At 69.0% G+C, this 21,789-nt stretch carries 24 protein-coding genes; 11 read left to right on the forward strand and 13 right to left on the reverse strand.

Features of this window, described 5'->3' with window-relative positions; all coding sequences use genetic code 11:
* Window positions 1–53: 53 nt before the first annotated feature.
* From ACIP5O_RS04195 to ACIP5O_RS04235, 9 genes are all read right to left on the reverse strand, one after another.
* Window positions 54–1,097, reverse strand: coding sequence for a hypothetical protein (locus tag ACIP5O_RS04195; RefSeq protein ID WP_401288373.1), 1,044 nt, complete (start codon window positions 1,095–1,097; stop codon window positions 54–56).
* Between the two features lie 129 nt (window positions 1,098–1,226).
* Window positions 1,227–1,730 (reverse strand): TrmO family methyltransferase, encoded by a 504-nt coding sequence (locus tag ACIP5O_RS04200; RefSeq protein WP_401288375.1) that lies wholly within the window; start codon window positions 1,728–1,730, stop codon window positions 1,227–1,229.
* Between the two features lie 87 nt (window positions 1,731–1,817).
* Window positions 1,818–2,312: an ATP-binding protein gene (locus ACIP5O_RS04205; protein WP_401288378.1), complete on the reverse strand. Its 495-nt coding sequence runs from the start codon at window positions 2,310–2,312 to the stop codon at window positions 1,818–1,820.
* 141 nt (window positions 2,313–2,453) lie between these two features.
* On the reverse strand, window positions 2,454–3,191 hold the full coding sequence (locus ACIP5O_RS04210) for a class I SAM-dependent methyltransferase (protein WP_401288380.1): 738 nt from the start codon (window positions 3,189–3,191) through the stop codon (window positions 2,454–2,456).
* A gap of 63 nt (window positions 3,192–3,254) precedes the next feature.
* Complete coding sequence (locus tag ACIP5O_RS04215) at window positions 3,255–4,655, reverse strand: hypothetical protein (protein ID WP_401288382.1); 1,401 nt, start codon at window positions 4,653–4,655, stop codon at window positions 3,255–3,257.
* Window positions 4,656–4,657: 2 nt separating this feature from the next.
* Window positions 4,658–5,422, reverse strand: coding sequence for a hypothetical protein (locus ACIP5O_RS04220; RefSeq protein WP_401288384.1), 765 nt, complete (start codon window positions 5,420–5,422; stop codon window positions 4,658–4,660).
* Window positions 5,423–5,461: 39 nt separating this feature from the next.
* Window positions 5,462–6,046 (reverse strand): hypothetical protein, encoded by a 585-nt coding sequence (locus ACIP5O_RS04225; RefSeq protein WP_401288387.1) that lies wholly within the window; start codon window positions 6,044–6,046, stop codon window positions 5,462–5,464.
* A gap of 158 nt (window positions 6,047–6,204) precedes the next feature.
* Window positions 6,205–6,504, reverse strand: a complete 300-nt coding sequence (locus ACIP5O_RS04230; RefSeq protein ID WP_401288390.1) for a hypothetical protein — start codon at window positions 6,502–6,504, stop codon at window positions 6,205–6,207.
* A gap of 80 nt (window positions 6,505–6,584) precedes the next feature.
* Complete coding sequence (locus ACIP5O_RS04235) at window positions 6,585–7,094, reverse strand: nucleoside-diphosphate kinase (protein ID WP_401288393.1); 510 nt, start codon at window positions 7,092–7,094, stop codon at window positions 6,585–6,587.
* A gap of 407 nt (window positions 7,095–7,501) precedes the next feature.
* On the opposite strand from ACIP5O_RS04235, the gene ACIP5O_RS04240 reads away from it, so the two are divergent.
* Entirely contained in the window at window positions 7,502–8,155 is a 654-nt protein-coding gene (locus ACIP5O_RS04240; RefSeq protein ID WP_401288396.1) for an NUDIX hydrolase, read from the forward strand.
* Between the two features lie 2 nt (window positions 8,156–8,157).
* Window positions 8,158–8,571 carry an NUDIX hydrolase gene (locus ACIP5O_RS04245; RefSeq protein ID WP_401288398.1) on the forward strand — a complete coding sequence of 138 codons (414 nt, stop codon included), beginning with the start codon at window positions 8,158–8,160 and terminating at the stop codon, window positions 8,569–8,571.
* Window positions 8,572–8,717: 146 nt separating this feature from the next.
* On the opposite strand, the gene ACIP5O_RS04250 is transcribed toward ACIP5O_RS04245, so the two are convergent.
* Window positions 8,718–9,563, reverse strand: coding sequence for a hypothetical protein (locus tag ACIP5O_RS04250; protein WP_401288400.1), 846 nt, complete (start codon window positions 9,561–9,563; stop codon window positions 8,718–8,720).
* A 166-nt stretch (window positions 9,564–9,729) separates the two neighbouring features.
* Between ACIP5O_RS04250 and ACIP5O_RS04255 the strand changes: the two genes are divergently transcribed.
* The 5 genes from ACIP5O_RS04255 (at window position 9,730) to ACIP5O_RS04275 (ending at window position 15,835) form a co-directional block, all read left to right on the forward strand.
* Window positions 9,730–10,425, forward strand: coding sequence for a hypothetical protein (locus ACIP5O_RS04255; protein WP_401288402.1), 696 nt, complete (start codon window positions 9,730–9,732; stop codon window positions 10,423–10,425).
* Between the two features lie 24 nt (window positions 10,426–10,449).
* Window positions 10,450–11,877 (forward strand): hypothetical protein, encoded by a 1,428-nt coding sequence (locus ACIP5O_RS04260; RefSeq protein ID WP_401288404.1) that lies wholly within the window; start codon window positions 10,450–10,452, stop codon window positions 11,875–11,877.
* Entirely contained in the window at window positions 11,874–13,700 is a 1,827-nt protein-coding gene (locus ACIP5O_RS04265; protein WP_401288407.1) for a DEAD/DEAH box helicase, read from the forward strand. Before ACIP5O_RS04260 ends, ACIP5O_RS04265 begins: the two co-directional genes overlap by 4 nt.
* A gap of 146 nt (window positions 13,701–13,846) precedes the next feature.
* The gene (locus tag ACIP5O_RS04270) at window positions 13,847–14,545 is read left to right on the forward strand and encodes an HNH endonuclease (RefSeq protein ID WP_401288410.1); all 699 of its coding nucleotides are present in this window, start codon (window positions 13,847–13,849) and stop codon (window positions 14,543–14,545) included.
* 111 nt (window positions 14,546–14,656) lie between these two features.
* On the forward strand, window positions 14,657–15,835 hold the full coding sequence (locus ACIP5O_RS04275; RefSeq protein WP_401288413.1) for a DNA cytosine methyltransferase: 1,179 nt from the start codon (window positions 14,657–14,659) through the stop codon (window positions 15,833–15,835).
* Here ACIP5O_RS04275 and ACIP5O_RS04280 read toward each other — a convergent pair.
* From ACIP5O_RS04280 to ACIP5O_RS04290, 3 genes are all read right to left on the reverse strand, one after another.
* Window positions 15,806–16,291: a very short patch repair endonuclease gene (locus tag ACIP5O_RS04280; RefSeq protein WP_401288415.1), complete on the reverse strand. Its 486-nt coding sequence runs from the start codon at window positions 16,289–16,291 to the stop codon at window positions 15,806–15,808. The two genes, ACIP5O_RS04275 and ACIP5O_RS04280, sit on opposite strands and share 30 nt — an antisense overlap.
* 20 nt (window positions 16,292–16,311) lie before the next feature.
* Window positions 16,312–17,316: an SEC-C metal-binding domain-containing protein gene (locus ACIP5O_RS04285; protein ID WP_401288417.1), complete on the reverse strand. Its 1,005-nt coding sequence runs from the start codon at window positions 17,314–17,316 to the stop codon at window positions 16,312–16,314.
* Between the two features lie 165 nt (window positions 17,317–17,481).
* On the reverse strand, window positions 17,482–18,903 hold the full coding sequence (locus ACIP5O_RS04290) for an MFS transporter (RefSeq protein ID WP_401288419.1): 1,422 nt from the start codon (window positions 18,901–18,903) through the stop codon (window positions 17,482–17,484).
* Between the two features lie 100 nt (window positions 18,904–19,003).
* Between ACIP5O_RS04290 and ACIP5O_RS04295 the strand changes: the two genes are divergently transcribed.
* From ACIP5O_RS04295 to ACIP5O_RS04310, 4 genes are all read left to right on the forward strand, one after another.
* Entirely contained in the window at window positions 19,004–19,528 is a 525-nt protein-coding gene (locus ACIP5O_RS04295; RefSeq protein ID WP_401288422.1) for a winged helix-turn-helix transcriptional regulator, read from the forward strand.
* An 84-nt stretch (window positions 19,529–19,612) separates the two neighbouring features.
* Window positions 19,613–19,927: a DUF6412 domain-containing protein gene (locus ACIP5O_RS04300; protein ID WP_401288425.1), complete on the forward strand. Its 315-nt coding sequence runs from the start codon at window positions 19,613–19,615 to the stop codon at window positions 19,925–19,927.
* A gap of 98 nt (window positions 19,928–20,025) precedes the next feature.
* A complete protein-coding gene (locus ACIP5O_RS04305) occupies window positions 20,026–20,766 on the forward strand; it encodes a YidC/Oxa1 family membrane protein insertase (protein WP_401288428.1) in 741 nt (246 codons plus the stop codon).
* Between the two features lie 137 nt (window positions 20,767–20,903).
* Window positions 20,904–21,761, forward strand: a complete 858-nt coding sequence (locus tag ACIP5O_RS04310) for a fumarylacetoacetate hydrolase family protein (RefSeq protein WP_356540825.1) — start codon at window positions 20,904–20,906, stop codon at window positions 21,759–21,761.
* Window positions 21,762–21,789: the final 28 nt, after the last annotated feature.

Below are 21,789 nucleotides of genomic sequence, written 5' to 3' on the forward strand. Positions count from 1 at the left end.
TCGACGGGTCGTCCTCCGAGCCTACGAGGTGCGGACGGGGCCCCTGCGCGGGGTCACGGTTCGACGGGAACGCGGGAGCCGCCGTGGGCTTCCCGGCCGGGCGAGGGCGCGTCAGGGGTGCGGGGGAGGCACCGGGCGCACAGCGTCTCGTCCCCGACGGGCCGGAACAGCATCGGCTGGACGTGGTCGCCGGAGCACTCGCGCGCGCCTTCGAGCCGCGGGGAGAGCCGGGGCCCGGACGGCGATGACACGAGCCGGGGCAGGGCGCGGGGCGGCACCTCCCGCAACAGGTACCTGACCAGCCCGCCGGGCCGGTGTACGGGCGTCCCGGCACCGGGCAGGCCGCGCAGGACGTGCTCGTGGACGTCGGCGGAGGTGTGCCCGGCGTCGAGCCAGCGCGCGGCGAGGCGGGCGAGTTCGTCGCGCATGCCGGGCGGGATGTTCCGGAGGGCGGGGGAGAGGAGCGGCAACGCGCCCACGAGAGCGCGGGCCTCTTCCTGCCGGGGACTGGCGACGGGTGCGGTCTCGTCACCGGGCTCATCGGCCGGTTCGTCGGCCGCCGACGGAAGGTTGGAGGTGTCCTCCACGGGTTCTTTCTCTGGATGACCGCCGGTCGACGGAGCCTCCGGAGCACCAGCGGCCGGGACACCGACGGCTCGATTCCGCGGACTCGGCGCGACCTGCGGGGACACCGGGTCCTCGCAGGCGGGGAGGGGGGTCCGGGCGAGGATCTTGGCGGCCTCGTCGGCGGTCAAGGGGGCGCTGGAGACGAGTTGTTGGGTGATCCAGTGCCCACCGGCGCCCTGGACCCGCCGCTCGTGCACGAACCCCTCTTCCTTGAGCTGCCGCTTGGCGCGCCCGAAGGCGCATGCCCCGATCCGGGCACGCTCGGCGGTCCGGGAGAGCGATTCGCGGGCTCCCCGAGGAAGCGAGAGCTGCCAGGTGAGAAGGCGCACGGCATCGGAGTTGAGGCGGGGGTGCCGGATGATCTCGTGCGAGTACTGACCGAAGGCGCGGGAGGGCGCGATAACGTTGCGGTAGATCACTGTGGGTCGCTTCCACTGGTGGTTCAGGCCCTCGTCGATGGCGCCAACCATTGACGGGGGCCGTTTTGCGCGACCGTACAGCACGGAACGTGTCAAGCCATACACACCAAGTGAAGATCACCTATGTGGGTGATCTTCTGATCCCGGCTGCGGCCTCCATCACGGCATCCGCGCGTCTCCTCAACGCTGGGAGGCGTCCCGCCAGTAGTCCGCCAGCATCTCGCCCGGCCACGCCGGCTGGGAGACGGGCCCACGGGGCAGCATCTCCTGGAACACGGCCACGAGATCGACGACCTGGGTCCCCTCGTCGGCGTCGAGGTCCGTGACGTGCAGGTCGAGCCCGTCGACCTTGAGCAGCCTCGGGAAAGAGGTCGCGAGCCGGGCCGGGCGCCGGTGGTTGTGGTGCACGAAAGTCCCGGTCGCCGGCCAGGCGGGGTTGTCGCGGGGACTGCGGGCGTGCAGGGCGACGTCGTCCGGGGAGCCGAGGTTGAAGAACCAGGTGACCTGGAGGTGGGAGAACTCCTCGATGCCCCGCAGCGTCTCGACGGGGAACTCCGGCCGCAGGCGGATGATCGACTCCACCCCGCCCTTGAAGTCGTCGAGCTTTCCGGTGTGGCCCCCGACGACGTCGGCGATGACCGGGACCTCGATGAACTCTGTTGCCACGGCTGGTCCTTCTCCCATCGTGAAGGCCATCATTGCCTTCCGTATGACTCAACCTGAAGCAGAAAAGGCCTTGTTGTTACGCGATGCCGTAGCTGATCGGTTCGACTACAGCTCGCGTAGGCCGGTCAGGATTTCCCCGATGAGCATAGAGGTGGCTTGCCTGCCCCCGGTGGCTGACTCAACCGGGGCAGTGCTGGGACGAGCGGGAACCTCTGCCCAGACGATCTTCCCGGGATACGTCTGCGTAGGGGAGTAGCCCCACCGGTTTGCCATGGTCTCTACGAGGACAAGCCCGCGGCCTCCGGTGGCGCTGGTGTCGTGGGCGCAAGGTGTTGGCGGTCGCGGGTCGGGGTCGCTGACCGCGAGGATGATGCCACCTTCGATGGGCCAGAGCTTGAGAAGAATTGTGCCGGGGCCAGCGGATTCAGGTGTCTCCGAGAGCTGGGCATGTCGGATCGCGTTGGTGGTCAACTCCGAGACTAGGAGCCGGGCGACTTCGATCCCCTCATCGGGGAAACGCCAGCGCTGGAGGATGTCGACGGTATGGCGACGGGCCCAGGCGACGGCGCTGGGGGAGGTGGCGAGGGTCAGCTCGCTCATGGGTGGTGGGACCTGGTTCATGCAGGTGGCTTCCTCGGCGATGCTGCCGGGCGGGTACGGGATGCTGTGGCATGGGGTGGAGGCCCGCGAGTCCGGGCGGCTAGGGACGGGGCGTCCCGGACCCGCGGGCTGCTTGATGGGTTACTTCGTGGCGACGACGTAGACGCTGCCCCAGCGGCGCTTCGGGTTGGCCATGGTGGGGTCGAAGGTCCAGGGTTCGACGGTGGTGAAGCCGGCCTCGGTGAAGAGCTGGACGAGCTTCTCGTGGTCGTACGCCCACAGGTGCGGGGTGTACGTGGGGTCGTCGTCCTGGTCACGGAAGACGAGGTTCACGAGGTCGAGCCGCGTGTTGATGTCACGGCGGCAGTCGCGCTTGGCGTACCAGCGCTCGATCGTCTCGTCGCAGGCGTCCAGGGGGCCGGGATACTGGCTCAGGGCGAAGGCGGCGTCGGGGACGCCGGTGATGATCCGGCCGCCCGGCACGAGGACTCGGTGGGCCTCGCGGACGTACTGCTTGGCCGAGCGCGGGTAGTCGATGTGCTCAAGGAAATGCTCGGAGAAGATCCCCTCGGTGCTGTCGTCCTGGAGGGGGATGCCCTCACGGATGTCCCAGAGCAGGTCGGCCGGAGGGACGAGGTCGATGTTGAAGAAGCCGTCGATGCGGTGGGCCCCGCCGCCGATCTGGACCTTGGCGGGCTTGTCGTCGATGCGGCCGTTGGGCCAGGCGCGCCGGCTGGCGTGGTGGTAGCGGTGGAGCTCGATCTCCTTGGCGGCGGCCCGGAGGGTGCGGGCGAGACCGTGGGTAGTGGCGGGATCGGCGAGGACGGAGGCGATCTGTTCGCCGAGGAGGTCGACGGAGGGCATGCCGGAGGGACTCATCACGGATCTCCTGCGTGTGAGGTTGCTCGGGGTGGGGTGGGCCGCGGATGGCAGCGTCGGTGATCAGGCGGCGCTGGGCGCGGGGGCGGTCCACTGGTTGTTGCGCATGAGCGTGTACTTGATGTCCACCAGCCGCGGGGCAATGGTCAGCGCGAGCTCTTCGGCCGGGTGGAGGTGGCCGGCATCGTCCTGCTCGGCGCGCCAGACGCGGTAGTCGAGGTTGGGGTAGGCCGGGTTGATGCCGATCTCGCCCTTGGGCATCGTGCCGTTGAACGGGGCGACGATGTCCATGTGGTTCCAGTAGTTCCAGGCTTGCAGCGCCTTGTGCTGGTCGAAGTAGAAGTAGAAGTCGGGGTAGCGGCCGAAGGTGCGCAGCTCCCGGTGGATCAGGTGACCAAGGAGCGGTCCGAGCTGCGTGGCCAGGGAGTCGAACTCCCAGCGCGTGTGGTGCCAGGCTTCGGGGGAGTCGCCGGGCGCGAAGAGGCGGGCGGCGACGAGGTAGCTGATCCGCTCGACCAGGTATGCACTCGCGTGGCTGGTGTCGATGGTCGGGTCGATTCGGTGGATGAGCGCGGCCAGCTGCTTCGGACGTGGACGGAACCTCGCGAGGTCGAACCTGCCTTCCATCGCGGGGAAGGAGGCGAACAGCATCTCCTTGTACAGCCAGTTGTTCAGCTCGCCGAGCTCGGCCAGGCGCCGGGTGTGGCGGGAGACCGAGTGGAGCATCAGGTACTCGGCGACCGCTTCGAAGTACAGGTAGCCGAGGATCGGCAGCCGGGGGATCGTCTCGTCGAGCAGCTTGAGGAACGGCTCGGCGTCGACCTGGGTGCCCTGGTAGGCGACGGCGACGGCGGCGGCGGTGGCGAGGAATGCGGCTGAGTTCTTGACCCTGCTGACGACGGTCTCGCGCAGCTGGTGGCGTTCGTTCTTGCTCAGCAGGTATTCGAGGTGGCTGTAGATCTGCAGGTGGATGAGGCCCAGCCGCAGGTAGTCCACGCCGGCGAGACCGCGATACGCCTGCGGCGGGGTGTCGATCTCGAAGACCAGCGGGGTGGGGACGCGATCGGTGACGCCGAGCTTGGCCAGGAAGGCCGGCGCTTCCTTGGCCAGGACGTAAGCGCCCAGGTTGTGCATGCGGAAGCCCTGTTCGGTCGCGGTGAGCGGCGCGCAGTAGATGCTTCCGACGAGGCAGCCGCCCGACGGGTAGAGCACTCCCTGCCGACTGATCTCCTCCAGGGCGTGGGTGACGTGCAGGAGGTGCAGCTTGCCGTTTCCTCGCAGGGCCTCGAAGAGGGCGTTCTGCCGAAGCAAGTGGCCGTTCGGGGTCTCCTCAGCGAGCTGTCGGTCCCAGCCCGCAGCCTGGGTGGCGAGCGGGTCGGTGTGGTCGGCGGGGCTGGGGATGAGGGTGGAGTCGAAGAAGGCGTGGGCGTCGGCCCACAGGTGGTAGGTGCCGAGGAAGTCCATGGTCAGACCAGGCCCTTCTCGGCGAGCGCGTAGCGGACGGCCGCGGTGCCGCTGGCCCCGGCAAGGTAGGCCCGCTCCGAGACCAGGACCAGGTCGAAGGCGAGGCCGCGCAGCTGGTCGAAGGCGGACTCGCGGACGTACCGGGAGTCCGGCCACCACTTCAGCTTCGGCAGGCGGTAGCGGTCCAGGGCATCGGCAGCCTTGACCACGTCGGTGATGCGCTCGGCCCGGACGTGGTCGGACTTGTCGTCCGCAGTGAACGCCTCGTACGGAACGTCGTGCAGTCGGACGGCGGTGGCCGCTTGCACGATCCGCCGGGGCGTGGCGGCGAGGCCGAAGTAGCCCCAGACGGTGTCGGCGTTCGCGGCGAGCCAGATGGCCGCGCGGGCGCCGTGTCCGCAGTCGTCCTGATCGTGGCGCCGCTGGCAGTCGTGTACGGCGGCGGCGAGGATCGCCGTAGCGGCATCGGCGTCGCAGAGGTCATTCGCCTCGGCGAGGACGGCGGCGAGCGCCGCCGTCCTCATGGCGTGGCGGACGCCGTGGAGCGAGGTGTACAGGCGGGGGTCGGCCCACCACCGGGTGGGCAGTCCGCCGTGCGCGAGCAGCTCTTTCGACTGCGGGCTCAAGGCCGGCCGCGTTGTCGGCGGGAGGTCGGGCCTATTGTCGCTGATCCACGCGATGGTGGCGTGGTCCATGTGCTGGTGGAGCGGGAGCTGCCCACGGGCAGCCAGGTCGATCAGACTTGCGGTCAACGGGGTCGTGCTCACTCGTGCCCACCCCCTTGGTGGTCTCCGCGGTGATGTTCCCTACCGGATCGGCGCGGTCTGCTGTTCGCGCTCCTTGCGCTCCTTCTCGGCGGCCTCGAAGGTGGCGGTGAAGTCGGCCAGCTCCCGCTCCGTCATCAGGGTCACGCCGAGCGCCGTGGCGACATCCGTGATCTTGGCTTCTGCCTCGGCGCGGGCGGCGTCCGAGGCGCCGTCCTCCAGCAGGACCTCGAACTCGGCGTGGTAGCCCCACGCCTCGCTCCACTTGGCCGCGATCTCGACGCCGTCGAGGCGGAAGTTGTGACGGAAGTTGAACGCCTCGTGCATCGCCGACTCGAACCCGAGGGCGTTGAACACCTTCACCGCGGCCGGAACGTCGGCGGGTGCGATGGCGAACTCGGTCTCCGCGAAGGCCGCGCCCTGCCCGATCTTGCTCCCCTTGAGGGTGATCTTGGCGGTGCCGGCGGCGGTGTTGTCGGTGACCTTCAGGAGCTGGTCGGGGAGCACGTAGAAGTAGATGTGCTTGTCGTCGGGGCCCAGGTCCTCCCCGTCCGCCTTCAGGCGGGTGACGAGCTGGTCTTGGACCTCCTTGGTGAAGCGGGCGCGCATCTCGATCTCGACGGCCACGGGGCTGCTGCCTCCTCGTTTCAGGCATGACGAAGCCAGCCGGACCCTGCCGTGCGGGGCCTGTCCGGTCGGGCGATCGCTACGGGATTGGTGGTCGAGCGCGGAGTGATGCGGCCGATGCGGGTGCCGGCCGCATCACCCCGGTGGATCGGTGGGTGTCAGCCGAGGGTGCCGAAGCGCTCCTCGACCACACCCGAGTGCAGGTACGTCGGCAGCTGAACGCCTCCCACCGACGTGCGGCCGGTGGCGACCTGCTCCTCCGTCTCGCTGGGGAACCCCTCCAGCAGACGCAGGCACTGCTGGGCCCATTCTTGCGACGCGGGCCAGTCGCTCAGGTCGCGGTGGCGCACGGCCAGGGCGTACGCGGTCTCGGTGGCGGCCCACCGGTCGGTCGCCAGCTCACGCTGGAAGATCGACTCCAGCTCGTCGGTGGAGGCCAGGCGGGTCTGGTTGGTCATGGTGCCCTCTCGGTTCAAACGGTCGTGCCCCAGTGGTGATCAACGCCCTGGCGCCCCCGCGGTGACGCCGTGACCCGCTGCTAGTACGTGTAGATCTCGGCCAGCGTCTTGTAGTCCTGCAGTTCGTCCTTGTCGAACCACAGCTCCACCTCCTGCCTGGCCTCCTCCGCGTTGCCGGAGGCGTGCACGAGGTTTGCGACCGCCTTGCCCGAGGCGATGCTGGCCGCCGCGCTGTAGTGCGAGAAGTCGCCCCGCACCGTGCCGGCCGGAGCCTGGTTCGGGTACGTGCTGCCGACGATCTTTCGGACGGTGGCGATGGCGTCGAAGCCCTCCAGTACCAGGGCGATGACCGGCCCCTGCTGCATGAACGTCGCCGTAAGGTTGTAGACCTCCGAACCCAGCCGCTCTTCAAGATCGAAATAGTGCTTGCGGGTGAACTCCTCGTCCATCCACTTCATCTTCGTGCCGACGATCTTGAGCGCGGCATCCTCGAATCGAGTGATGATCCTTCCTGCCAGGCCACGCGCCAGCGCATCGGGCTTGAGCAGGACGAGCGTGCGCTCGACGGTGTGTGCCTGAACCTCGGCCATTGACTCCCTTTCGCCTTGCTAGCAACCGAACATGACGGGCAATCAGCCGTCTTCTGCTGAGGTTACCGGCGCTGGCAGGGCGGTTCGGGCGTGCGGGCAATGCCCCGGACGGGCGAATGCCGGCCAAGGTACGGCCAATCAGCCCAACGAGAAGCCCGATTCGGCCAACTTCTCTGTCTCTACTATCTGCTGGGGATGCGCACCTAGAATCTCCCTGTGGTCGTCTGGCGCTCTCGCGCCTCTCATACGATTCCCAGGGACTGAGCCTTCGACGGGTGATTTCTTGGCCCCTGGTGACTCCGATTCTTCCGGGGCCCTTCCCGCGTGACCATGAAGTGCCAGTGCAGTGGGAGTGCACTTTCGGCGCGCGGACTCCTGCACCGGGGCGGCGACGAGGGGGCAATCTTGTGGACGTGATCGAACGCTGGAGCGGCCGGTACGCCTGCCTGCTGCAGTCCGCCCTGCGCCTCGGAAACGAGCAGTTCGCCGCCCACCTCGGCATCGCCGTGAGGACGGTGGCCACCTGGCACTCCGACGCGGCCCTCGTGCCTCGCAGGGAGATGCAGCAGCTCCTCGACACAGCCCATGAGCAGGCTCCTGCGGCTGCGCGACAGCGCTTCGCGCTCCTGCTGGCGAAGGAACAGGCCCCAGCGGACTCGACGCCGCCCGGCGCGCAGGCGCTGCGGGTGGCCATCGCGGTGGTCGCCCGCGATGGCGATGTCCTCCTGGTGTGCCGACGGGACGACGACGCTGCCGGAATTACGTGGCAGTTCCCGGCCGGCGTCATCAAACCGGGAGGCAAGGCGGAGACCACCACGGTGCGGGAGACCTTGAATGAGACGGGTGTCCACTGCGCGGTCCGGCAGCACCTCGGGAACCGCCTTCATCCCGTAACCGGCGTGCTGTGTGAGTACTTTCTCTGCGAGTACCTGGCCGGCGAGGCCACGAACAGCGACGCGGCCGAGAACATCGACGTCATGTGGGTCCCCAGAAACGCGCTGCCTCGCTTCATCCCCGTCGATACGATTTTCCCACCCATCCTGGCCGTCCTGGAGGAGTAGACGTGACGAACCAGAACGCGGACGAGCGCCCGGGCATCGCTGCCGCCATCGTCGTGAACCAGGGATGCGTGCTGATGGTGCGCCGCCGGGTCAGCGAGGGACAGCTCTCCTGGCAGTTCCCGGCCGGAGAGGTCGAGCCTGGCGAGGCTCGCGAGGACGCCGCCGTGCGGGAGACCCAGGAGGAGACCGGGCTGACCGTGGCGGCCGTGAAGCTGCTTGGCGAGCGCGTCCACCCGAAGACGGGCCGACTCATGTCGTACACCGCGTGCGAGGTACTGGCCGGCATGGCCCACGTCGCGGACACCGAGGAGCTGGCCGAACTGGCCTGGGTTACCCATGACGAGATCCCGGAGTACGTGCCGTATGGGCTGTTCGAGCCGGTGCAGGAGTACCTGGACGCAGCCCTCATTTCCTGAGCGTCCCTGGCGCTAAGGAGCATGCACACAGCAGTTCGGTGCGGGGCTGCGTCGGCGGGTCAAGTCTCACCGCGGCGGCCGAGGACACCAGCCGGTTCGGCAACTGCGCTCAGGACTTCGTTTTCTTCCGGGGGCGCCGTTCTCCGTCAGGTCTGTGCCGGCGCATGCGCAAGCGCGGCCCGGAGGATCGCGCCGGCGTCATCTGGCAGGCCCAGGGCATGCAGCTCAACTGCGATGCGCATGACGTCCCTCTCGACACGGCTCCGGCCGTTGATGCCGATGGCCGTGTCCGCGAGGTCATCTTGGCCGCCACGCAACAGTGCGATGGCTGCTGCGCTCTCCAGAGGGGACAGTGATGCCGACGTGTCCTGGATGAGGGCGACCGCGTGACCGATCTGCCCGTTTCTGCGTAGGGAAGCGGTGCTGGTGGCCAGCTGCTGCGCTGCAGCCACATCACGTGCTTTCCGCTGCCGGTCCCCCGCCCGGCGGGGGACCGGCAGCGGAGCAGGGCGTGAGAGAGCGGCCGGATTGCTCCCCTCCGCGGAAGTGGACGGGGGGGAATCCATGGAGGGCTGGCGGGCGAGAAGCCGGCTGTTCTCGCCTCGAAGCCGTTGGTTTTCCCTGAGTGCCGGACCACAGTTCTGGCAGAAGGTCGCCTCGGCCGCCGCATGAAGCGTGTGCAGTTCCGTCGGGGAAAACGCCACCGAAGCAGGAGCTGCCTGGTCGGCAGCGAGCTTGTGGAGTGCGATGACGAAGCCGATGGGCGGCTTGCGGCGCCCGCTGCGGTAGCGGGAGATCTCACTCGGGTCCTTGCGCCAGCCTTCCAGCGCCAGCAGCTCCGAAGCCTCGACCAGCGTTCTGACCGCCAGGTGCTCGTAGAGAGCGGCTATCGCCTCAGCGAGTGCCTTCCGCCCTGGTGGCAGATCCGGCCCCGTCGCGCCTGCCGAGCTTTTTCCCGCCATGGCCACCCCCTCTAAACGTGCGTAGTCCATTGTGCAGCAAGAGGTTTTGACTACCTTGCGCGCAAAGAGGGCTGGGGGTAGACGGCACCTCTGACGGCCGTGCTGAATGGTCGAGCCAGCCGGAAGCCCGGCAGGGCAGACCCCCAGGTTTGCGCTGCCCGGTGAACGGCTCTTGAGGGTGTTCGTTGAGCGGAGGATGCAAGTGGCAGTGCCGTCGTGGCTCGACAAGTCGTTCGGTAGCAAGGTGCGCGCTGGCCTGTGGCTGGTGTCGGAGGTCGGGGAAGGAAACATCTTCACCAAGGGACAGCTGCGGGCGGCGTTCCCCGAGGTGGCGCAGATCGATCGCCGGGTACGCGACCTGCGGGATCACGAATGGCAGATCGACACCAGGCGTGAGGACGAGTCGCTCCACCTCGACGAGCAGCGTTTCGTGAAGAAGGGAGCTGACATCTGGCTTCCCGGACAGTCGAAGTCCCCGAAGGAGAAGTCCGGGCTGACCGCGGCCCAGCGGACCAAGGTTTTCGTGGCTGACAGTTTCCTCTGCCGGTCCTGCGGAATCGGCGCGGGCGAGTCGTTCGGTGACGGGGGCCAGGATGCACAGTTGGAAGTCGCACGGCGGCAGGTCAGGATGCCGGACGGGACGAGCGAGATCCAGCTCGTCACTGAGTGCAACCGGTGCCGGGTGGGCGGTCGGCAGCGTCAGGCCGACCTGGCCGGCGTACTGGACAGCATCGAGCGCCTTACCCCCCTGGAGCGGGACGTGTTTCTCAGCTGGCTGAACGCTGACCGCCGTGAGCCCAGCCCGCTGGAGCGGCTCTGGGGCGAGTACCGCACCCTGCCTGAGTCGGCCCGCAACGCGGTGCGGGACGCTGTGAACGGCACGGACAAGTAACAGACGAGGGGACGCAGTAAGCAGATGAAGCAGGAATTTTCACAGCCGCCGCGCGCCGCCGAGTTCAGCGAACTGGTCAAGAAGCGGCTTGAGGACGTGAAGAGTGCCGGCGGAACCCGTGAAACGGTCACGGTGGACTGGAACGGCCAGGCGCTTCACTGCGAGGTGATCGACTGCCCCATCAGCTCCGTCTTCTACAATCCCGGAACTCACCGCATCAGGGCACAGCGCAGCCATGACCCCGCCAAGGACGCGGCCCTGTCCGCAGATCCCTGGACGGGAGGCAGCCAGGAGTACCTGCAGTTCCTCCTCCAGGCCGATCCGGCCGACCCCAACCGCAGGGATCCGGACTTTGACAAGCTCAAGGAGAGCCTCGAACAGTTCGGGCAGAACGATCCCGGCCTGATCACCCACAGCGGCATCCTCGTCAACGGCAACACGCGTGCGGCAGCGCTTCGCGAGCTGGGCCAGCAGACGATGCGGGTGGGCGTGCTGCCGGAGTCGTTCACGTGGGCTGACATCAGCTCCGTTGAGCTGGCACTGCAGCTGCGCAGGGACCACCGGCGGGACTACTCGTACATCAACCGTCTCCTCGCCATGGAGGAGCAGGCCAAGCTTGGGCGGACACCCGACGCCATCGCGAAGGACTTCCGTATCCGGACGTCCACCTACCACCAGGAGCGCTGGATCCTGGGCACGATCCGCGAGCAGATCTCGCGCAGTGCGAACGGTGGTGCGCCCGGGTTGCGGCTTGTCGACTTCGAGGACCACCAGGAGAAGCTCAAGGAGCTGCACCGCGCACACGAGAAGCTCACCGGGGTCGATCCTGATCGCGCGGACGTGCTGAAGGAGCTCCGCATGGCTGCCATCGTCATGGGCTTCGCCAAGACGGACGTGCGGCACATCGATGAGGGCTTCCGTGACCGGTACCTGTCCCGGACGATGTCGCCTGACTTCAGCGAGCCGGCGGGCGCGCAGGCGGCTGTGTCCGTCCCGGGGCTGGGCGGCGTGACGCTTCCTGGCGCTTCCTCTGCGGTCTCGGAGGCCCGGGCTCTGAACGACAAGGTGCTCCGTGCGAAGGCGATGGCCAGCGCCTCCGGTGACGCGGCCTCTGACCAGGACAGGAAGCGGGCCCAGGATGTCTTCCAGGAGGCTCGCGAAGCCTTCGACCAGGCGATTGACGCTGCGGGCCGTGACGCCAGGCTGAAGAAGAGGAAGCAGATGGCGCCCGCCCGTATCGCGGACGCCTGTGCGGACATTGACCAGAGCGTGGTGGAGCTCGTGCAGGCGCGGGCTTCCCGCAGCCTTGACGAGGAAGCGCTGGACGAGGCCGTACTGAAGCTGCGCGAGAGTCTGCGGAAGCTTGCTCAGCAGGCGGGGCGTGGCGCCAAGACCCCCGGTGACGGTGTGGCCTGGCTCATCGAGGCTGTCTCCCTGGAGACCTCCGGATGAGTGAGGTCACCGAGGGTATGTCGCTGCGTCTTGATTTCGATGAGACGCGCACGAAGGTCGTTCTCCGGACGACGGAAGAGCACCGGGACGAACTCGTCCAGCTGGCCGCCCGATTCCGGTCGGGTGGCCAACTCGGCCCCGTAGCGGCCGTGGTCGAGCTCAACGACTTGCTGGGGGGCCTGGGTGCGCTCTCCTCTTGGCCTGACGCGTCTGGCGTGGAGTGGGCTCCAGAGCTTCAGGAGCTGGTGGTCGGCGTCCTCCAGGACGCCCAGGCGGTCAAGGACCGCTTGGACGCGGCGGACCATACGGGAGAGACCCCCCCTGACGAGGTCCCCTTTCTGCTGGGAGAGGAGTGGAAGGCCGACCTCAGTGACTTCCAGCGGCGTGATGTCGCCAAGCTGCTCTCGCTTCAGCACGGTGCCAACTTCAGCGTTCCCGGTGCCGGCAAGACGCGGGTGGGCCTGGCGGTTTATGCCAGCCAGAAAACCCAGGGAAAGGTCAAGCGGCTGCTCATTGTCTGCCCCAAGTCTGCTTATGAGTCATGGCAGTACGAGAGCGCGGTCTGCTTCCAGCATCCGCTGCGCACCGACATCCTCGGCAAGGCCTACGATCAGTGGGCGGAGGTGCTGATCGTCAACTACGAGCGGCTGGACCGGTCGCTCACGATGCTGGCTGCCTGGCTGAAGGCCGCACCATCGATGATCATCCTTGATGAGGCGCACCGCATGAAGCTCGGTGCGCGGGGTACGTACGGCGCTGCCTGCATGGCCCTGGGGCCGCTCGCCCGGCGCAGACTGATTCTCACCGGTACGCCCGCTCCCAACGGGGCCAAGGACCTGGAGAACCTGCTCGGCTTTGTTTGGCCCGGGCATGGGCAGCGTACGGTCACACAGGCGGTTGCCGGCGGCGACCTGGCCTATGCGAGCAATGTTCTGCGCCCCTTGTTCACCCGCACGACCAAGCAGGAGCTCGGGCTCCCGCCGATGTCGCTCCAGATGCGCTACGTGGACATGCCGCCGTTGCACGAGGAGATCTACACCTCGCTGGTCGGAGGAGAGGCGAACGGCGCCGCACGCGAGGATCTCAGCGCGCTCGGGAAGACGGCCCTGCGACTGCTGATGGCCGCGGTGTGCCCCGCGCTCCTGACCGAGGGTGCGAACCGGTACGACCCGCTCGCTTATCAGCTGCCTCCACTGGAGGTGCCGCAGGGAAGTTCCCTGTACTCCCTGATGCAGAACCTCCCGGACCACGAGATGTCGCCCAAGTACCAGGAGGCGGCTCTTATCGTGGCGGAGAATGCGGAGAAGGGCCGCAAAACGCTTGTATGGACGACTTTTGTCAGGAGCCTAGCAACGCTCGAGAAGCTTCTCGGAAAATTCGGTCCTGCGGTGGTGTACGGAGGAACGCCCGACCGGGAGGAGCAACTGCGCCGCTTCCGCGAAGATCCGGACTGCATGGTGCTGATCTCTAACCCGGCCACCCTGGGAGAGGGGATCAGCCTGCACCAGGTATGTCACGAAGCCGTCTATGTGGACCGGGATTTTATGGCTGGCCGGTTCCTCCAGAGTATGGACCGGATTCACCGTCTCGGCCTGCCGCCGGACACCGAGACCAATGCGACCGTTCTTGTGGCACGGAACACCATCGATGAAGTGGTGATGACGCGGCTTGAACAGAAGCTGGACTTTATGGGGCGCATCCTTGATGACCCCTCGGTGCAGCAGCTCGCAGACCTCGAAGAGGAGCCAGCGGTGGCCGCGGGGCTGGCGCCGGCCGACATGGCCGCCTTGTTGAGTCATCTAGGAGTGGGTTCGGTGCACTGAGTGTTCGCAGGTTGTGGGCGCATGAATCTGTGCAGGCAAGGGCCACTTGCCGCCACTTGCCGCGGCAAGTGTCGGCAAGCTATGGTTGTCACTCGAAAGAGTGGTTATCGAACGAGCTTGCGAGTGCTGGAAGGGTTGTGGCTGAGGTGGAACTGAGCTGGCGAGATGAGTCGCTGGGCGCTCGCATCCGTGTAGCGCTGTGGTTGCGTGACGAAGTAAAGGAAGGAGGGGTCTTCTCCAAGGCGTCGCTCCGCGAGGCGATCAAGGGGGCGGAACAGGTCGACCGTCGCATGCGGGATCTGCGGCCTGCCGGCTGGGTGATCCTGACCTACCGCGACAAGCCCAGTCTCCAGCCGGATCAGCTGTACCTGGAGAAGATCGGCCAGCCCGTCTGGGAGCCGGAGCACCGTGCGGCAGGATTGCGCCAGATCAGCGCGAAGACCAGGCGCTACGTGTACGAGAGGGACGGTCACATGTGCCGCCGCTGCGGAGCTGCGGCGGGTGAGCGGTACGCGGATGACCCCAGCGCTCGTGCGCGTCTCACTCTCGGTCATGTGAATCCGCACAAGTCGGGAGGCGGGAGTAGTGCCGAAGACCTGATCACGGAGTGCGCTCGGTGTAACGAGACGGTCAAGCACCTTACCGGCGTGCAGATGACCAAGGAACAGGTCTGGGATCGCATGAAGGAGCTGCCGCTCCAGGGCAAGCGCCACCTGCTGGCGTGGATGAAGGCGGACTTCCGGCCGCTGAGCCCGGCGGAAAAGGCGTGGGGTCTGTACCGGCAGCTCCCCGCCGTCACGCGTGAAGAGCTGGAGGGTGACCTCGAGAGGCTCATGAAGAGCTGATCGCCCGCAGTGCTCCAGGAGCGGCCGCGCCACTGACGTCAGTGGGGGATGCGACACTTGCACGCGTGCAAGCAACTTGCACGCGTGCAACCACCGCGCCTGGAGGAGTCCATGAGTACCACCGACCACAAGCTGACCTCGATCGAGATCTGCGCGGGTGCCGGTGGCCAAGCTGTTGGGCTCCACCAGGCTGGCTTCCGGCACCTCGCCCTGGTCGAGATCGACAAGCACGCCGTTGAGACGCTGCGGCACAACATCGGGAACCAGCGGGAGTGGGCTTGGGAGAAGGAGCACTGCCTCGTCGCGGAGGGGGACGTCAAGGATTTCCGTCCTCTTGAGCAGGTTCGGGCCCCTCTCGGGATGAACGGGGAAGAAGGCGACGCGCAGAGCGAGGCGGAGCTGCTCAAGCCGCGCCAGCTCGACCTCTTGGCCGGGGGAGTCCCCTGCCCGCCTTTTTCTTCCGCGGGAAAGCAGCTCGGCCGCGAAGACGAGCGGGATTTGTTTCCTAAAATGCTTGACCTTGTTGATGAGCTTCAGCCGCGCGCGGTCATGATTGAAAATGTGCGTGGCCTGCTTGAACCTGAACGTAAGTTCCGTTACTACCGCAATCACATCAAGAACCGGCTCCGCAAGTCCGGATATGTGATCTGTGGTTGGCGGGTGCTGGAAGCCCAGAACTTCGGAGTGCCGCAACTTCGTCCGCGTGCCATCCTGGTTGCCATCCGCGAGGACAGTTACCGGGGATTCTCATGGCCTGAGCCGTACTCCAAGATTGCGACTGTTGCAGAAAAGCTGGGCGATTCGATGGCGCAGCGGCTTGGGGGTAAGGATTCCCCTCGTTACCAAGAGTGGCTCAAGAAGGCCAGCTTGGGCACCGTAGCGCCTACGCTTGTCGGCGGTTCCAAGAAGCACGGCGGCGCGGATCTCGGACCTACGAGAGCGAAGAAGGCATGGGCTGCACTTGGCGTGGACGCCATGGGCGTAGCCAACGACGAGGACAAGATGGTCGACCCTGACCGTGACCTCGGAAATCTGGAACGAGGACCCAAGCTCACCGTTGCGCAAGCGGCGATCATCCAGGGCTTTCCTGAAGAGTGGGAGTTCAAGGGAGGCGGGAAGACTGCGCGCTACCGGCAGGTCGGTAACGCCTTCCCTCCGCCCGTCGCCGCAGCGGTCGGTGAGAGCATCCGGGAAGCCCTTCTCCGGACTGGTCCGTTGCACGAAGACCCCAGTCCCGAGTTCGAGCCGGAAGACGACCCGTCACTCGTCGCCCCGGAGCTTCCCCTCTAGCAGCCTTTCCCGGCGGTCAAGCACAGTACGGAGTACCGTGCTTGCGCATTCTTCAGGCGGCTGGTGTTCCCAGAAGCGCAGGACTGTCCAGCCCGCTTCCGCCAAGCGCTGATCGGTGTCCCGGTCGCGGGCCATGTTGCCCGCGACCTTCTCCGACCAGTAGCCGGGGTTCGTCTTTGGCGGAACATAGTGCTCAGGGCAGCCGTGCCAGTAGCAGCCGTCGATGAAGACGGCCACCTTCGTCGGCCGGAACACGATGTCCGCTGTCCGGCGCAGATTGGGCAACGGCTTGGCTGCTACCCGGTATCGGAGTCCTTGCGCGTGCAGCAGACGGCGCAGGAGCCACTCCGGTTTGGTGTCCCTGCTCCGGATCGCCTGCATGTTGCGGCGTCTCCCCGCGGACGATGCCCAGGAACCCTCCGGGGGTACCCAGGACTCGGCCTCCTTCACCTGCATGCCTTTCTCGTGGGGAAGAGCTACTCCTGCGAACCGCCGTGGCACTTCCCGTACGTCTCCCCCGACCCGCACCAGCACTCCGCCCCCCGGGCCGGCGGCCAGGCCGTGGCTCGGCCTCGGGCGGCCAGGGTGGTGGCGTACTGGGGGAGGAGGTCCGCGTTCGAGGGACGGGTGGATTCCGAGGCGGCGAAGGCTTCGTAGGAGGGGACCGTGGCGCGGACGATGCCCAGGTTGGGGGTGCCGGCGGTCGCCAGTTCGCGCAGGGAGGCCTCGATGTCCGTCAGGTGTGCCTCGTACGTCGGGTACTCCGTCTCCAGCTCCGGGTACGACGCGAGGAGCTCGTCCAGTTCCCTTTCGGGCCAGTGGAGGACCGCGACCGGGAAGGGGCGGGAGAGGGCCGTGCGGTAGGTGCCCAGTTCGGAGCGGAGGCGGGCGATCTCGGCCTGGAGTTCCGCCGGGTCCTCCGAGCCCAGGGACCAGAGGCGCTTCGGGTCGTGGAGCTCGTCCAGCGGGACCGCGCCCGTGTGCAGCCGGTCCGCCAGGGCGTCCCAGTCGTCGTGCGGCAGCGCCAGCATCCGGCGGACCCGGTGCCGGGTCGTGATCAGGGAGCGGGTCGCGTGGGGGAGGTCGTCCGGCGAGAGCACCAGGAGTCTCGCCGCCTGCGTCAGGGTCGACTCCGCCTCCTCCAGCTCGTCGTGGGCCTCCAGCGTCTCCGCCGCGATCTCCCACGGCGCCGCGTCCGACGGCCGGGCGCCCCGGAGCCCCTCGATGATCGCCCGGGCCTCGGCCTCGTGCCCGTACTCCCACAGGTTCGCCGCCTTCAGCGCCCTGATCAGGTGCGGGTTCGCCGGCTCGGACGACAGGAGGTCGTCGTAGAGGGCCGTCGCGCCCGGGCGGTCGCCCGCCAGCTCCAGGTGGGCCGCCGCCCGGAGGCACAGGGGCTCCCGGTCACCCGGGTACTGCGCGGCGGTGCGCAGCAGGCGCTCGGCTTCGGTGGTGTGGGCTGCAGGCGTGTCGGGGCGCATGCGTCCCACCGTACTGCTGTACGGCCCCGGAGAGTTGGTGCGTCCGTGCTTGTCGTGTCCCGGGCGGGGAGGGGGCGTGTCGCTTTCTTGCGCTTCACCTGCGGGGTTTTTCCCCCGGGTCTCGTATCCCTTTGTGGAGAGTGGGTGATCTCTCTTTTCGGGGCTTTATTTCCTCGCCAGGACGAGCGTCAGCCCCGCCCCCGTCAGTGCCAGCGCCGCCGACGCCGCCAGGGCCGCGTCCGGGCCCGCCGTCGTCAGGGCGAGCGTCAGGGCCACCCCGGCCGAGGAGCCGATGTAGCGGGCGGTGTTGTTGGCGCCCGAGCCCATCGCCGCCCGTTCCGGCGGTACGGAGTCGACCGCGAGGCGGGGGAGTGCCGCGTTCAGGAGGCCGCTGCCCACGCCCGCCACCAGCAGGCCCGGGAGGAGGCGCCACGCGCCCGCGTGGTTCTCCAGGGCCCCCAGGAACGTCAGTACGCCCGCCGCCGACAGGACGAACCCCAGGGTCAGTTGGTGCGCGGCCGAGAGCCGGGCCGCCAGGCGGCGGGTCTGGAGGGCCGACACGAACGCCGTTCCCGACCAGAGGAGGAACAGCCAGGCCGTGTTCAGGGGTGACATCCCGGTGCCTGCCTGGAGCAGGGTGGGCACCACGCTGAACAGGCCGATCACCGCCAGGCCCGTGAAGAGCGCCCCCAGCGTCGACGCCAGGAACGCGGGCCGCCGCAGCAGCGCCAGGTCGACCATGGGGTTCCTCCGCCGGGTCTCCACCACCGCGAACAGGGCCGTCAGGGCGGCCGAGGCCAGGAGCAGGAGGCCCACCCGGGGGCGCAGCCAGCCGTCCCTGCCCAGGGTGAGCGCCGTGAGCAGGGCCGCCAGGGCCAGGCCGAGGGTCAGTGCCCCCGCGATGTCCGGGCGGGGTGTTCCGGCGACGTCCGGGCGGGGCGCCCCGGTTCCGCTCCGGGACGCCGTCGGCCCCGGCAGCCATCGCGCTCCCGCCGCCGCCGTCACCAGCGCCCCCGCCCCGAGCGCCCCGTACGCCAGTCGCCAGTCCGCCAGGCTCAGCGCGCCCGCGAGGAGGGGGCCCAGGGCGATGCCGCCGCTCACCGACGCGCCCCAGACGCCCGTCGCCCTGATCCGGTCCCGGCCCGCCGGGTACGCGTGGGCGAGCAGGCCCAGGCTGCCCGCGAGGACGGCCGCGCTCGCCGCGCCCTGGGCGATCCGGGCCGCCGTGAAGGTGGTCGTGGAGCCCGCGAGGGCGCCGAGTGCGGTGGTGAGGCCGAGGGCGAGCGTGCCGAGGAGGAAGACCCGGCGCCGCCCGTACGCGTCGGCCAGGCCGCCGGCCAGGAGGAGGAGGGCGGCGAGGCCGAGCGGGGTGCCGTTGAGCAGCCAGGCCTGGGCGGAGGGCGGTGTTCCGAAGGCGGCCGCCACGGCGGGGAGGGTGGGCATCGGGGCCGTGTAGTTCATCAGCGCGACGGCGGTCGCGGTCGCCGTCACGGCGAGGACGGCCCCCGGGTGCCCTTCCCGGGACGGGGACGGAGAGGGGGAGAGGGAGGGGGAGGGGGCCTTGGGTAAGGGGGCTCGGCGTGGCACGGGGCGTCCTCCATCGGTCGACGGCTCGGTCGGTTCAATGAACGAACTCAAGGTAGCAGCTCGGTTCGTTCAATGAACCCGCTTCGGTACGATGGATCCCATGGCCCTCGGCAAGGACTACGCCCAGCAGCAGTGCTCCATCGCCCGCGCCCTCGAAGTGGTCGGCGAGCGCTGGACCCTCCTCCTCGTGCGCGACGCCTTCTACGGCGTCCGGCGCTACAGCGACTTCCTCGCCCACCTCGGCGCCCCCCGCGCCGTCCTCGCCGCCCGCCTCCAGGCCCTCGTCGAGATCGGCGTCCTCGAACGGCGGCGCTACCAGGAGTCGCCCCCGCGCGACGAGTACGTCCTCACCGAACGCGGCCTCGCCCTCTGGCCCGTCCTGTGGTCGCTCGGCTCCTGGGCCCGGACCGAACTCCCCGGCACCCTGCCGATGCGCCACTTCCACCACGCCGACTGCGGCACCGAACTCGGCCCCGGCGGCGCGTGCCCCGCCTGCGGCCTCCCCGTCCCGCCCGCCGACGTCGAGATGCGGCCCGGCGCCGGGCTCGACCCGGACCCCGCCGACCCCGTCGGCCGCGCCCTCCTGCGGCCCCGGCGCCTCCTCGTCCCCCTGGAGACCGTCTAGATCACGAGGCGGGGCGCGGGAACTTCCCCGTTCCGCCGTGCGTCTTCACGGCGGAGAGACCGGCGGTACGGAGGAGGTGACGGGATGACGGGCAGGACCCCCGCCCTGCGGGTCTTCGCGCCGCTGCTCTTCCTGCTCGCCCTCGCCGGACTGCTCCTGTCCGACGGAGCCGGCGCCCTCGCCGGAGCCGGTGTCTCCGCCGCCGTCGCCCTCGCCGCGGCCACCCTCGTCCGCGCCCTGTCCGGCGCCCGTACGGCCCCGGCCGTGCCGCCCACCGCCGTCCGCACCGCCATGCGCGACCGCGAGCGGCGCACCGCCTTCCTGCCGCAGCGCGACCCCGACGCCGCGGGCCGCCGCAGACCCCGGGCTCCCGGCCGTCCCCTCCCGACGGCCGCGTAGGGAGCTCCCGGACACCCTCGCAGGAACCCCTCGCGCGGATCCGTCATGCCGAGAAACACCTCTCCCCGGCACGACGAGACCCCACGGAGGGCTCCCCCATGTCCGCGCTCATGTCCCTGTTCGCCACCCTGGTCGAGCGGCTCGCCGAGCTGCTCCAGCCGCTCTTCGCCACCACCGCCACCGCCGCCGCGATCGTCCTCTTCACCGCGCTCGTACGGCTCGCCGTCCACCCGCTCTCCCGGGCCGCCGCCCGCGGCCAGAAGGCTCGCACCCGCATCGCCCCGCAGCTCGCCGCGCTCCGGAAGAAGCACGCCGAGAACCCCGAGCGGCTCAAGAAGGCGATCCTGGACCTGCACGCGAAGGAGAAGGTCTCGCCCTTCGCCGGCATCATGCCCAGCCTGCTCCAGGCACCCGCCTTCCTGCTCATGTACCACCTGTTCGCCGGCGACCGGATGGCCGGGCACGCCCTCTTTGCCGCCCCGCTCGGCGACCGCTGGGCCGACGCCCTCTCCCACGGCGGCGCGTTCGGCCCGGCCGGGCAGGTCTACCTCGTCCTGTTCGCGCTCGTCACCGCCGTCGCCGCCTTCGGCTACCGCCACGGCAAGCGGCAGCTCGCCGCCCAGCCCCTCGACCTCGGGCAGCCCACCCCCGGCGCGGGAGCGATCACCAAGGTGATGCCGCTGCTCTCCTTCGCCACCCTGATCACGGTCGTCGTCGTCCCGCTCGCCGCCGCCCTCTACGTCGTCACCAGCACCGCCTGGACCGTCGTCGAGCGCGCCCTCCTCTTCCGCACGCCGGAGGAAGGGGCGCCCGGCGACGCCGTTGCTACTCGCCCGTAAGGGTCCAGTGCGTGGGCGGGGGCTTGCCGAGCGGCCCGTTCTCTTGGACGATCGACCAATCCTCCGATGGCCGCACTCCATCGGCCGGGGCACCCCGGGGCCCACCCCGGGCCCACCTCGACCACAGGGAGAAGACCATGAAGCTGCTGCGTGTCGGCCCGCCCGGAGCCGAGCGGCCCGCCCTCCTCGACCAGGGCGGCACCCTCCGCGACCTCTCCGCCCTCGTCGACGACGTCGACGGCGGCCTGCTCGCCGACGCCGCGGCCCTCGACCGGATCCGCGCCGCGGCCGGTGCCGGGGTGCTGCCCCCGCTCGACGCCACCGGGCTGCGCGTCGGCCCGCCCGTCGGCCGGATCGGCAAGGTCGTGTGCATCGGCCTCAACTACCACGGCCACGCCGCCGAGACCGGCGCGGCCGCCCCCGCCGAGCCCGTCGTCTTCCTCAAAGCCGCCGACACCGTCGTCGGCCCGGACGACACCGTGCTCGTACCGCGCGGCTCGGTGAAGACCGACTGGGAGGTGGAGCTGGCCGTCGTCATCGGCCGCACCGCCCGCTACCTGGAGACCGACGAGGAGGCCCTCGCCCACGTCGCCGGGTACGCGGTCGCCCACGACGTCTCCGAGCGCGAGTTCCAGATCGAGCGCGGCGGCACCTGGGACAAGGGCAAGAACTGCGAGACCTTCAACCCGCTCGGCCCCTGGCTCGTCACCGCCGACGAGGTGCCCGACCCGCAGGCGCTCTCCCTCCGGCTCTGGGTCAACGGCGAGCTGAAGCAGGACGGCCACACCTCCGACCAGATCTTCCCGGTCGCGGAAGTCGTCCGGTACGTCAGCCGGTTCATGACCCTGTACCCGGGCGACGTCATCAACACCGGCACGCCCGCCGGCGTCGCCATGGGGCAGCCGGAGCCCAAGCCGTACCTGCGCCCCGGCGACGTGGTCGAGCTGGAGGTCGAGGGGCTCGGCCGGCAGCGCCAGGAGCTCAAGGGCGCCTGAGGCCGGGGAGGGCGGGCCCCTCCCGGCC

The organism is Streptomyces sp. NPDC088915, from assembly GCF_044749825.1.
Classification (GTDB): domain Bacteria; phylum Actinomycetota; class Actinomycetes; order Streptomycetales; family Streptomycetaceae; genus Streptomyces.